Source organism: Nitrospira sp., assembly GCA_029194675.1.
Taxonomy (GTDB): Bacteria; Nitrospirota; Nitrospiria; order Nitrospirales; family Nitrospiraceae; genus Nitrospira_D.
The window spans coordinates 1,054,976-1,066,876 of sequence record JARFXP010000002.1; the positions used below are offsets into that span (position 1 = coordinate 1,054,976).

The 11,901-nt window shown below is 56.6% G+C and carries 12 protein-coding genes; 9 read left to right on the top strand and 3 right to left on the bottom strand.

Annotated features, from left to right (window positions below; genetic code table 11):
• Positions 1-98: 98 nt before the first annotated feature.
• Both P0120_13975 and P0120_13980 read left to right on the top strand, forming a co-directional pair.
• A complete protein-coding gene (locus tag P0120_13975) occupies positions 99-647 on the top strand; it encodes a restriction endonuclease (protein MDF0675425.1) in 549 nt (182 codons plus the stop codon).
• 182 nt (positions 648-829) lie between these two features.
• The gene (locus tag P0120_13980) at positions 830-1,117 is read left to right on the top strand and encodes a CopG family antitoxin (protein ID MDF0675426.1); all 288 of its coding nucleotides are present in this window, start codon (positions 830-832) and stop codon (positions 1,115-1,117) included.
• Positions 1,118-1,219: 102 nt separating this feature from the next.
• On the opposite strand, the gene P0120_13985 is transcribed toward P0120_13980, so the two are convergent.
• Positions 1,220-1,906, bottom strand: a complete 687-nt coding sequence (locus P0120_13985) for a zinc metallopeptidase (protein MDF0675427.1) — start codon at positions 1,904-1,906, stop codon at positions 1,220-1,222.
• A 199-nt stretch (positions 1,907-2,105) separates the two neighbouring features.
• On the opposite strand from P0120_13985, the gene P0120_13990 reads away from it, so the two are divergent.
• Together P0120_13990 and P0120_13995 are read left to right on the top strand one after the other, a co-directional pair.
• Positions 2,106-2,336, top strand: a complete 231-nt coding sequence (locus P0120_13990) for a hypothetical protein (GenBank protein ID MDF0675428.1) — start codon at positions 2,106-2,108, stop codon at positions 2,334-2,336.
• A 75-nt stretch (positions 2,337-2,411) separates the two neighbouring features.
• A complete protein-coding gene (locus P0120_13995) occupies positions 2,412-3,602 on the top strand; it encodes a geranylgeranyl reductase family protein (protein ID MDF0675429.1) in 1,191 nt (396 codons plus the stop codon).
• A gap of 44 nt (positions 3,603-3,646) precedes the next feature.
• Here P0120_13995 and P0120_14000 read toward each other — a convergent pair whose 3' ends face one another.
• On the bottom strand, positions 3,647-4,375 hold the full coding sequence (locus tag P0120_14000; GenBank protein ID MDF0675430.1) for an outer membrane beta-barrel protein: 729 nt from the start codon (positions 4,373-4,375) through the stop codon (positions 3,647-3,649).
• Positions 4,376-4,681: 306 nt separating this feature from the next.
• A complete protein-coding gene (locus P0120_14005; protein MDF0675431.1) occupies positions 4,682-5,641 on the bottom strand; it encodes an IS5 family transposase in 960 nt (319 codons plus the stop codon).
• A gap of 259 nt (positions 5,642-5,900) precedes the next feature.
• Between P0120_14005 and lepB the strand changes: the two genes are divergently transcribed.
• The 5 genes from lepB to P0120_14030 all read left to right on the top strand — a co-directional run bounded on the left by lepB (position 5,901) and on the right by P0120_14030 (position 11,819).
• The gene (lepB, locus tag P0120_14010; GenBank protein MDF0675432.1) at positions 5,901-6,803 is read left to right on the top strand and encodes a signal peptidase I; all 903 of its coding nucleotides are present in this window, start codon (positions 5,901-5,903) and stop codon (positions 6,801-6,803) included.
• 135 nt (positions 6,804-6,938) lie between these two features.
• Complete coding sequence (locus P0120_14015; protein ID MDF0675433.1) at positions 6,939-9,728, top strand: anti-sigma factor antagonist; 2,790 nt, start codon at positions 6,939-6,941, stop codon at positions 9,726-9,728.
• Between the two features lie 189 nt (positions 9,729-9,917).
• Positions 9,918-10,301, top strand: a complete 384-nt coding sequence (locus P0120_14020) for an STAS domain-containing protein (protein MDF0675434.1) — start codon at positions 9,918-9,920, stop codon at positions 10,299-10,301.
• A 154-nt stretch (positions 10,302-10,455) separates the two neighbouring features.
• Positions 10,456-11,235, top strand: coding sequence for a hypothetical protein (locus tag P0120_14025; GenBank protein MDF0675435.1), 780 nt, complete (start codon positions 10,456-10,458; stop codon positions 11,233-11,235).
• 263 nt (positions 11,236-11,498) lie between these two features.
• Positions 11,499-11,819 carry a hypothetical protein gene (locus P0120_14030; protein ID MDF0675436.1) on the top strand — a complete coding sequence of 107 codons (321 nt, stop codon included), beginning with the start codon at positions 11,499-11,501 and terminating at the stop codon, positions 11,817-11,819.
• The last annotated feature ends 82 nt before the right edge of the window (positions 11,820-11,901 follow it).

Here is an 11,901-nt window from a genome sequence, read left to right on the forward strand (position 1 = left end):
GCCAGTAGTGATTCCCCCAGGGACAGATTGCTTCGTGCAACTGTGAATTAATCAGACGTTCCCTAGCGATGCAACATGATCTGATTGCTCGGGAGGAGTTGGATAAAGGTATTGTCAAGAAGCGATTAGCTGAGGAGCAGAACCGAGTTGTGCAAGAACGATCAAGAAAGCTGGAAGCTCTTCGGAAATCATTTAACTCTGCTGTTGTTTCATCAAATCGCCAAGAAGCCGGGTATTCTCTTGAAGATATCCTGAAGGATCTGTTTGCTTTATTTGAGGTCGAATATCGCAAGCCATTTAGAACGGTGACCCAGCAGATTGATGGACACTTCAGCTTCCAAGGTTTTGATTACCTTGTGGAAGCCAAATGGCGGCAGAACCAACCTGTAGAGCAAGAGCTTGGCGCCTTTAAGCATAAGATAGATGGCAAGCTGGAAAGCACACGAGGATTCTTTGTTTCGATACCAGGCTTCCGAGAGGAAGTTATCGCTCAATTTAATGGACGGGGAGCTAATGTGATCCTAATAGACGGGCGCGATTTAGTACACATTCTTGAAGGTCGGATTGATCTTCGCGATGCCCTTAAAAGAAAAATTGAGAAGGCTGCGCAGGAGGGAATTGTTTTCGCTCCTCTGTACGAAGGGTAACTGTTTGTCTCGGGAACGGTGGAGTTGGATTTGCATAAGTCGATTCGATAGTCGCTTGTCTCTAAGAACAGTGTTCTATGGCCGAAGTGCTCGTATCAGAACGTCAGCCGCGGAAGAGGTCGTGGATCTGACCGATCGGCTTGAGGCGGTGATCCGTAAGACGAAGATGCAGCTAAAAAAGGATGGGGTCTGATCTTGAACTGTGCCTATGCTTCTCTGATGCAACTCCACAGCTTGTGGCTTCACACGATTCCACGGCGTATGTCGACTACACCAAGGGACGCCGCCTGTTATTCCCGCATCTGAAACCGTCGACGGAAACCATTTCCCTTCGGCTGCCCAAGTCGCCGCTCGACCAACTCGAGACCTTGGCCAACAAGCGCGATGTACCGTATCACCCCCCCTTGAAGCTGTTTGTCCTTGAACGCGTGCAGGCTGAACTTCGCCCGCGACCTGCCAAGACTTCGTGACGTTGGCCCGATGCTCACGCCTAGAAGGCGAGCAATCACCGGCGATCTCGAAGCCGCTTTGTATTCAGTTCGATGATGAACGAGGGTGTGTGAAGGCCGGGCCTATCGCCGTAGGAAGGCGATCCAGCGCCACAGGTTCAACAGACTGGCGAGGGACGCCGCGACGTAGGTCAGCGCGGCTGCGGTGAGAATGCTGCGAGCCCCCTGCTCATCTTCAGGCGACAGATACTGGCCCTGCCGGAGGACGGGAAGGGCACGCTTGAAGCTGGCGTCCCACTCGACGGGAAGCGTGAGGAGATGGACCAGCGTGGAGATTCCCATCGTCGCCATTCCGGCCATCATGACGACCACACTCGCGACCGGCGTTCGAGCCACGGCCGCCGCGACCGGAATCCCCATCATCAGAACCGCTCCGACCTTTTCCGCGCCCTGCGCGACCCGTACGAGCTTGGTGCGCTCTGCGAGCGGCTGGTAACCCAGGTGATCTTGAATGGCATGCCCGACCTCGTGGGCAGCGATCGTAATTGCCGTGAGAGATTTCCCATCGAAGATAGCAGGCGTCAGGCGAACCGCTTTGATGACAGGATCGTAGTGGTCGCCGGTCTCGGTCGGTTCGACTTTGATGTGCTGCAGGTCGAACCGATTGAGCAGATGCCGGGCCAATTCTCCCCCGGTTCCTGGAAAGTCGGCACGGGGCGCACTATGCTTGGCAAACACCCGCCTGGTCCAGAGTTGCGGCCCAACAAGGACCAGGCCGACGACGATCAAGAATAGGACGAGACGCACCATGGATCTTGATCTCCTCACAACGCTTGTCGGCCGAAGCACCCGGCCAAGGCTCTGGGCCAACACGGTTGTGGGATGAGCTCCCTCTTCATACAGGCTAACACAATTGAAGACAGGAACCGAAAATTTGGCTACAATTCCCTCCCATAGAGAGATGAACGAGTTCCTTTTACCCATGCACTGATGATAGGAATTGTTCTCTATGCCTGATCGGTCCGATTTTAGCTTTTTCGAGTCGCTCACCGGTGACCACCGTCGACGGTTCTACGAAGACCATCGGTTGCTCGCGCTGTTCATGATTCTCATCTTGTTGCTGGCGCCATTTGCCGGGCTCTATGTGACGGGCCTGCTCGGATCGGTGGTCGGCGTGCTGTTGTCTGTCGCTGCCTATTATCTGACGCCCCCTCTCTGGATCATGCTCGATCTCCAATAGCCCCATCGCGTCAGAGGGGTTCTGGAGGCAGAAAAAGTAGACCGGACCTTCTTTGAATGGCCATAGGGGCGAAGCATGAACCGCATCTATGACGTCATTGTGGTCGGCAGTGGACCGGCCGGGTCTTGCACGGCATGGCGGCTGGCGAAGGCGGGAGTGTCGGTCGCCGTACTCGAGAAAGCTGCGCTGCCGCGGTACAAGACCTGTGGTGGCGGGATCGTTGGACGGGCCATGAACGCGTTACCACTGGATGTGCGCCACGTGGTCGAACAGGACTGTCATACGGCGCGGTTAAATTTTCTCGATGCAGGACTGTCTTTCACAACGCATCGACCGACTCCCATCGTCTCGATGACAATGCGAGACCAATTCGACTATGCCCTGCTTTCCGCTGCTCAAGAATCCGGAGCTGCCGTTCATCAACGCTGCGCCGTAGAAGACGTCTTGTTCCACGGCGATTTTGTCATGCTCGTCACCAACGGAGGCGCGATGCAGGCCAAGTTTGTCGTGGCAGCCGACGGGGCGCTCAGCACGGTCGTGCGAAAAATGAGTCTGGTAGACGGGCACATCCTGATTCCGGCGCTTGAGTACGAAGTGACGGTTCCTCATAACCGGTTGGACGCATTTCACGGCACAGCGAGATTTGATTTTGGATTGCTCGCCCACGGGTATGCCTGGGCCTTTCCCAAGAAAAATCATCTGTCGATCGGTGTGCTGTCGATGGTCGAACGTGGAAGCGATCTCAAGCGGCCAATGGTGCGCTATCTCGACCTGCTCGGCTGTGGTTCCGTCACGCAGGTCGCGCGTCAGGGGTTTGTCATTCCCATCCGACCACGAGGACAGTTCGTCGAGAAGCGCATCCTGTTGATCGGAGATGCCGCAGGCTTTGCCGATCCTGTCACCGGGGAAGGCATCTCGTTCGCCGTTCGAAGCGGCCTGATGGCAGCCCAATCGTTGATTGACGGGCATCTGGAAGAGGAGCCTGTACGACAGGTGTATACCAGTTCACTGACTGAAACGATCCTTCCTGAACTGCAAAGAGGACGATTGCTGGCCCGACTGCTGTACGATTTTCCGCGCACCAAATCCTGGGCGTTTTCTCAACTGGGGCAGCGCCTCTGTGAAGCGGTGACGGACGTGATGGCCGGGAAGAGGCAGTATCAAGACTTGTCGCTCAAGCCACGAACCCTTCTCCGGCTGCTATCGCCAAAATGGTTGCGGAACTCCGCCCACAGGCCTGCTCGGCCACGCGATGATCGAGCCTGACAGAGGGTCGAGCAGGGACGGGAAGTTTTGTCCTGTCCTTGGAATCAGAAGCGCACTGACAGCCCCGCGATGACGTGATGCGAGTCATAAGTGGTCTTGAATGTTTCAGTGGCGGGGGCCGGCTGGTTGTTCTGATAGTCCAATTGGGTGGTGAAGTGCGTGAAGCGATATTGCGCGAACGCCCCGATTCGTTTCGTGATCATGACGGTTGCTCCGGCGTCGACTTTGGCGCCGACGGAAACGTCGGTAGAGCTTTGTCCGCCCGGCTGAACAAACGTGTTTTGACCAGCGTAGGTAATGAACAGCGTAGGTCCGGCGGCAATATACGGCTGCACACGCCCATGGACGAATTGTTCATCTCGAAGGAGCGGGAGCCGTAGACGGAGCACGTCGAAGCCGATTCCCCATGCCGGCAAGCTCCAATTGGCATCTACCGTGGTGTTGCCTCCGGTACCGGTCACGCCAACCTGTTGTCCCGGGGGCGTCTTGAGGTCGAAGAAGAAGACATCCAACCCGAATCCAAGCCAGTCCATCTTCCTCTTATCCAGCCAGTACCCCCCACGGCCACCGGCCGTCCAAGTGTTGTGTACGTTGAGGTCCTGGTAGGTCGTCGTGGTCCCTAACGTGCTGGTCACGGTCAAGTCCGCGTTTTCGGTCCAGACGGCCCCCGCGTAGGCATCAACATACCATTCAGCTGATCCGTCCGTTGGGCATACCAGAAGCCCCACATACAGCGCGAGACCAAGAAGGCCGATGATCTTTCGATTGATCATGATCGTGCTCCCCCTGTGAGTAAATCCTCTTGGCCACAATTACATACCGATAGCAGTTTCTTGGCCAGCACTATTCAATTTTTTGAACGTGGTTTATGACACGATAGGCGCGTTGTGGCCAGTTTCGCTGAGTGACACAGCAACCGGAGCCCTAGGGAACGTCTGATTAATTCACAGTTGCACGAAGCAATCTGTCCCTGGGGGAATCACTACTGGCCATCAGGTGGGAATCCGCTGGTCCGGGATCGTCTTTCTCGGGGCTCGCCCGCTCTGTCAGGCTGCCCATGACTCCGTTCGCACACGGGCTCACGAGGCTTCCGCCAGCAGCTGCCGGCGCGTCACATAGAGATTCGCCAAGCCGCAACTGATGAACAGCCAGTGGGTGTTCTTCGCCAACCCCCGGTAGCGGACGTTGGCCCACCCGAAGATCTGCTTGATCACCAAGAACGCATGTTCGACTTTCGCCCGCACCTTCGACTTCGTGCGGTTCCGGGCCCGCTCGGTCTCACTCAGGGGCCGATGGCGATGCGCTTTAGTCTGCACAAAGCTCTTAGCCCTGGGGGCGTGGTGTCGAATCACGTCGCGCTGCCCGCTATACGCGGCATCGCCCCCCACCCGCGTCTCCTGTCCATGCAGCAACTTCGGTAACCCCTGGCTGTCATGCACATTCGCGGCAGTCGCGGCCACTGAATGAATCAGCTTGGTCTGGCTGTCCACACCGATATGCGCTTTCATGCCGAAGTACCACTGATTGCCCTTCTTCGTCTGATGCATCTCCGGATCCCGCGCCTTCTGGCGATTCTTGGTTGAACTGGGCGCACTGATGATGGTGGCATCCACGATGGTCCCGCGACTGACTTTTATGCCGTGGGTTGCCAGATACGCGCCGATCCGTGCAAAGAGCCGCTCGCCCAGTTGGTGGGCTTCCAAGAGATGCCGAAACTTGCAGATCGTCGTTTCATCGGGCACGGGCTCGCGGCCCAGATCAATGCCCACGAACTGCCGCATCGCCCGTGAGTCGTCCAGCGCCTCTTCCACGGCCGGATCCGACAGGTTGAACCACTGTTGCAGACAATGGAGGCGCAGCATGCGCTCGACGCCCACCGGTGGCCGCCCGGGGCCTTCGGCCTTGGGATAGACCGGCTCAATGGCCGCCACCAGGTCCGCCCACGGCACGACACGGTTCATTTCATCCAGGAACTGCTCGCGGCGAGTGGGCTTGCGATACGGTTCAAACGTGACCTCGGCAAATGTCTGCTGTTGCATCGGATGCGCCTCCCGTTCAGTGCTGCGCTATCCGTAGCACATCTCGCGAGGAGAATAAATCAGACCTTCCCTAGCCGGGTGGCTTTCCAATCGCGGTCCAGTGCGGTATCCTCCCGGGACGCATGAACGAGAGGAGCCTTGACTGAGCTTCAAGATTTTCTCCTGCGTGTCCCGCATGTTTGGTAGATCTTCGAATCACGTTGCCGGCTGTCTACTTGTAACGTGTAGTGGACTCTGGACTGGATGCAGCACCACCCCTGTGGCTCAATCTGACCGTGACCGAGAGTCACAGACCGTGTTCCATCAGTTGGCCGGTCTGGAGGTCGCGTCGGATCGTTTGTACCAGGCGGTCGCGGACCAAGCCGATGTTGTGGGGTTCAGCCACCAGTTGGAGGTCGAGTCTGACCTTGCCGATCCGTTCACTTCATCAGAGATGGAGCGCATCGCGCAGTCGTTTGTGCGTTCGCTCAAAGTCATGCTGTTCGATCTGGCCCCGGCCAATTTCTGGGAGCACCATCTCGCGCAATACTATGCCTCAACATTGTCGGCTCCAGAAGCCAGGCGGTTGGTCAGGAGATATGGCAGCGAGCTCCTCACCCCGACGTCCAGGGTGCAGGAACTTCGTTGGAATTTTGTGACGCACCGCCTGCCGGACCTTTTGCCGGTGGTGCGGGCACAGTCACAGCGGCTCCACATCTCGAATGAGGCGATGGCACCGACGCTCTTGCCGGGAGACCATGTAATTGCGCATAGGGCTGCGTATCATGCAGCCGAACCTCAGCGCGGAGATATAGTCGTCTATCGCTATCCGGACGAGAATGGAACGCTCTTTCTCCACCGCGTGATCGGGGTTCCCGGCGATCGGATCGATATTCGTGATCAGGTGGTCTCTGTGAACGAAGAAGCCGTCGCCGAATCCTATGTGCAACATACGGACCGATCCAGTATGGTCGGAAACGTCCGTGATAACCTCGGGCCTATGATCGTGTCTCCCGACGCCTATTTTGTTCTGGGTGACAACCGGGAAGAGAGTCTGGATAGTCGCTTCTTGGGACCCGTCAGCAAGGAGCACATTCTAGGGCAGGTGCGGTTCATCTACTGGTCGGTTGATCCCAGCACGAGGACTCCTCGTTGGGATCGTCTCAATCAACCGGTGCAGTGATTGTGGCATGGAGGCCTAGCACGAGATAGATGACACCACTAATCCCAGTGGATCATATCCGACGCTGCCTTGTCGCAATGGTTCAAGATGCTGGCGCTTGCCATAGTGTCTATGACGCCTATTGACGTCACCTGAGTGGGTTTCACCGTGCTCGGAATGTGCGATCCCTTGCTTGCCGCTTGCTCGATGCTGCTTGGTGGAGCGGCTGCCTACGTCATCCTTAGCATCGCCGAACGAATGCGCTCGCCCGACCAAGGACCAGTCAGGGTGCGATGGCTGAGCATCGGTGCCGTCGCAGCCGGCCTTGAAATATGGGCGATCCACTACGTCGGCAATCTGGCGTTCTGTCCGCCGGTCTCGGCAACCCAGGACTCAGCGCTCGCCGTTCTTTCCCTCCTGTCCGCCGGGGCGACAGGAGCCGTGGCTGTGCATATGATCAGCAGTCATGCCGACTGTCGAATGCGGCTCGTCTCCGGAGGGATGCTGATGGGTGCTTGCATGATCCTAACCCATTTCTCCAGCATGCTGGCGGTCCACCAGCCGATCGATCTCCAGCATGACGTGCTGCTCTTTGTGCTGTCGGTTGTCGGAATTGTGGCACTGAGCATCATCGTCCTCGCACTCGGGGCCTGGAATATCGCGTACGGAAACTGGCGGGTGACGGAAAAGGCGAGTGCCATGGGATTTGCTCTTTCCGGCTCTCACCTCATCGGCATGATGCCGACGTACGGTATTTCCAACGTGACGACCAGTGCTCCGCCGCCGGGAATCGAGGTGGATCTACTCGCGGTTGTGGCCGTATCGCTCTCGACACTCCTGGCCATCATCGATCGGCAAGTGACGGCGGCATCCAGTCTGGCGCGTGATAGCCATGCCCGGATGACCGAGGCCATCGAGAGTGTTCCCCAATGGTTTGCTCTGTTTGACCCGGACGACCGTCTGGTCATCTGTAACCGCAAGTATCGCGAAGTGGTGTCGGGGAGAGGGGCCGAGGTACAGCTCGGCGATTCGTTCGAATCGATCATTCGCCGTATGGCCGAACGGGGCGACATCCCCGCTGCGATCGGGGATGTCGAATCCTGGATACGGAAACGCCTCGACATGCACCACAATCCTCAAGGGCTCTACATGCAATACCGTTCCAGCGGCGAGTGGATCCAGATTAACGAACGGAGGACGCACGACGGAGGCATTGTCTTCATCGCCACCGACATTACGGCTCTGAAACGTGCGGAACAGGCTGCCGAAGATGCCAAGGCGCGGTTAGCGGATTCGTTGGCGTTGGTGGAGGCCGCGAAAGCCCGCATGCAGGAAGAACTGAATGTCGGCCGGGATATTCAGCGGAGTATGCTCCCACGCGTATTTCCGGCTTTCCCGGATCGGAAGGAGCTGGAGCTCTATGCGGTGCTCGAACCGGCCTTGGAAATCGGAGGCGATTTGTACGATTTCTTTCTGGTCGATGACCATCGGCTCTGTTTCGTCATCGGCGATGTGTCGGGCAACGGAGTCCCTGCTGCGCTGTTCATGGCGATGACCAAGATTATGGTGAAAACCAGGGCGGCCTCCGATCCCTCACCGGCCAGTATCGTCACTCATGTGAACGATGCGCTCAGCGCGGAGAACGATTCTTGTATGTTTGTCACCCTGTATCTGGGCATCTTAAACCTCCGCGACGGCACACTGCTTACCACGAACGCAGGTCATAATCCTCCTCTGTTGAAGCGACGAGATGGACAGTTCGAATGGTTGACGGCTCAAGACGGACCCCTTGTCGGTCCCATGCCTGGCATCGCATTCAAGGAGAGCCTCATCCAATTGGGACCGGGAGATGAGCTCTTCTTGTACACCGATGGGGTTACCGAAGCAGACAATAGATGGCGCGAATTGTTCGGCAAAGACCGGTTGAAAACGGTTCTCGACCAATCCATGGCTGTTTCAGTGGTCGATCGGATCGGTGATGTCATGAAGGCGGTGAAGACCTTCGCCGGTGATGCGCCTCAGGCGGACGATATCACCATCTTGGGGATACGGTATCTCGGCGTCGCCCCGTCCGATGTGGCGGTCAGCGTGTTTCGTCAGACCATGCTCAACCAATTGGCGTCCATTCCTACGATACAGCTGGCGTTTGAGCGATATGTGGGTCAATGGGAACGGGCCAAGCCGCTGATCCCGACACTCAACATGGCGCTGGATGATCTCCTCAACAACATCGTGCAGTATGCCTTCCCGAATGACCCGACAGAGCACACCATTGTGGTGGAAGGCGAAGTGCGCGATGAGTGCGTGGCCTTGACCATGACGGATGACGGGATTCCCTTCAACCCTTTAACGGTCGCCGCGCCGGATCTGTCGCTGCTCCTGCACGAACGCGAGATCGGCGGTTTGGGAATTCATCTGGTGCGCTCTATGTTCGACGAGGTGACGTACCATCGCAACGTGGGCTGCAACGTCTTGACCGTGAAAAAGAAGTTCGTATCTAAGCCGTCGGTCTCTATGAGACATCCTGATCAAACCGGAATCAGGGTGTTCGAAGGTGGATGGAAGTCGTCACAACCAGGCCGAGACTCAACGAGCATGGCCATGAGCGTCACATCACACCGAAGCGGTGATGTGATGATCGTCACCCCGCAGAACCGCTTCGACACGAGCAGCGCACCGGCGGTCGAGCGCATCCTGACGGAATATATCGAACGCGGGGAACGGCGAATAATCCTGGATCTCTCTCGAATTTCGTACATCTCATCTATTGGACTACGAGTGATCTTGAAAGCCGTCATGACCATGACCCGAACAGGCGGAAGAGTCGTACTGAGTGGAGGGAACGACCACGTCGCCACGGTGCTCCAATTGAGTGGAGCGCTGATGATGAGCCTCCATGCCCCCACGCTGGAAGACGCCGTCTCGAAGGTCCGGGGGCCACGCTAATGGCCCCTTTCGATCGACCAAGGTACAGTGAAGGGTTGACGCCCCGTCCAGGATATCGTCCGGATGGAAGGTGGGAAAGTATCGATGGTATGATGGGGCATCCTATGGCAATAGCGGGTCCAGGTCGAATAAGACAGCCGCTGTGAACGAGATTGTTGGAGGGGAGACAAAGAAAGAAGGAGTGCACCCATGGAACAAGAGACCCGACACACGTTGGCGATGACCTCTCGCGAGAACGCCGGAGTTACCTTCGTCAAGATGCAGGGTAGCCTTTCCGCCACCACGGCCGAACAAGGAATCCAGGAGATGAAAAGGATCCTGGACACCGGTACGAAAAAGGTCGTCATCAACCTGGCTGATGTGGACTATATCAGCAGCGGCGGCATCAGGGTCCTTATTCTGGCGGGCAAGCAGCTCAACAACGTTCAAGGGCAGATGAAAATTGCCGCAGCGAAGGGGATGGTCAAAGAAGCTCTTCAGGCAAGCGGTTTTGATCTGCTAAGCCGCGTGTATGGTGAAAATATTCAATTGTGCAACACGGAAGAAGAGGCTGTGGCCGCTTTTTCAAGCTAGAAGTCTCGATCCTTAAGGAGTCGGGACATTGTGCTCCGTCCTTTCTCTCGCTCGTGCGCATCGGTTCCTCTTTCCCTGCTTCCGACGGCTGTCGCCTCGCTTACGATCGAGCCTCTTCAAATCGTCGATTATTTCAGGTGCTACGTCGTGATCCATGCCCCGCGACGATCCTGACAGGAGCAAATCTTCCCGAGCCGGTGCTCGGCGACTCATCGAACAGACGCCGAAGGCATTAGCCGGATTGGCCGCCATGAGTGGAGTGGCGTATCTTGCCGGATCGATCTACACGAAAGCTTATTTTTCCGAATTTGGAGCCTCATGGATCTTAGAGGAGGTTCCGGCGGCGACCTATTTTAGCCAAAGCTGGGTGCCGTTGTTATTGATGCTCTACTTCGGATATCTGGCTACGACGAATCTCGCGGTGATCGGGAGTCAAGATGACGTGACGGAAAGCTTTCAGTTCAAGCTCTCCGTGGTCTTGGTTCGGCATGGTTCATGGTTCTTGTTCGCGCTCATAGTGATAACCCCGTTCCTGAGCACATTCGGCTATGTCATGGCTGCTATCGTTCTGTCGATTATCGGTGTTGTCGCGATTCTGCTCTTGTTCAGTTCAGCGCTCGAGCTGGTCGTGGTACGGTTCAATACAACGGGCCGGCTCATTGATCTGTCGATGGCGTACATCGCATTCGCCGTGGTTGCTGTCGCTCTGTATGTGGTCCCTGGGCAGCTCGGTCTGAATTGGGCACGGGTCGACCAACAACCAACATCCTCGCTGCTCACAGTATACCTGCGTAATGATCCTGAAACGGAGTATCGGCTGTTGTTCTCGGTCGGGGAACGCCTGTACGTGTTTCCGTCGAGATTCGAAGAGGCCTATCCCCCTGTCCAAGCCACTGCCATCGCCAATGTCGGCTTCGTGCCTCCTCAGCGGTAAAGATCAGTTGTACAATCGAACCAGTGGAGATTACACTTCTGTTCCATGGTTAATCTGCATCTCCTTGCATCAACACCTACACAGGACTGCGGAGTGATGCATCACTGCTAGCGTTTATGAAAAGGTTTTCATCTACCTCTAATGGTCTTCTCATGTTCCGTGATTATGTAAATATGGTATGTAAGAATGAGCTGAAACTGCAACCGCCCACGGCGCCTGAACCGTGACGTACGAGGCGATGATTCAAGCACAAGGAGGACAGTATGAAAGAAGTGACAAAGGAACTGACCGTACCCACATCCGTGATTCCCGGTCCGGCGAAACGAGGACCTCAGCGGTTGTCACCCAACCATCTTCTGGAATTGGTCACCCGGTTGTGTATCTTCAAGGCTGAGCGTTGGGGGCGTCGGGCGCGCTTTTACGAGCGGCACCGCGATTATTTCCCCCGGTTGTCCTCCGGTCAATTCGTCAATCGGTGCCGTGAATTGGAAGCGAGCTACCGAGCGCTCGCACAGATCATGTTCCTTATTCCGACAGAGAAGCGGTTAGTTCCGATACGCCCATTGACGCTGTCGAAGCTATAGGAGCAGCAGGTCTCTGTCCGATTACCTTGCCGCACATATGGGAGCGGGCAGGTGTCGGATGCCCTGTCCGCTCAGTTGTGGG

Bases quoted from the DNA above. Each gene is read 5' to 3' on its own strand.
- P0120_13980 (MDF0675426.1), top strand. From the start codon at position 830: ATGGGGTCTGATCTTGAACTGTGCCTATGCTTCTCTGATGCAACTCCA.
- P0120_13985 (MDF0675427.1), bottom strand. From the start codon at position 1,906: ATGGTGCGTCTCGTCCTATTCTTGATCGTCGTCGGCCTGGTCCTTGTT.
- P0120_13990 (MDF0675428.1), top strand. From the start codon at position 2,106: ATGCCTGATCGGTCCGATTTTAGCTTTTTCGAGTCGCTCACCGGTGAC.
- P0120_13995 (MDF0675429.1), top strand. From the start codon at position 2,412: ATGAACCGCATCTATGACGTCATTGTGGTCGGCAGTGGACCGGCCGGG.
- P0120_14000 (MDF0675430.1), bottom strand. From the start codon at position 4,375: ATGATCAATCGAAAGATCATCGGCCTTCTTGGTCTCGCGCTGTATGTG.
- P0120_14005 (MDF0675431.1), bottom strand. From the start codon at position 5,641: ATGCAACAGCAGACATTTGCCGAGGTCACGTTTGAACCGTATCGCAAG.
- P0120_14020 (MDF0675434.1), top strand. From the start codon at position 9,918: ATGGAACAAGAGACCCGACACACGTTGGCGATGACCTCTCGCGAGAAC.
- P0120_14025 (MDF0675435.1), top strand. From the start codon at position 10,456: ATGCCCCGCGACGATCCTGACAGGAGCAAATCTTCCCGAGCCGGTGCT.
- P0120_14030 (MDF0675436.1), top strand. From the start codon at position 11,499: ATGAAAGAAGTGACAAAGGAACTGACCGTACCCACATCCGTGATTCCC.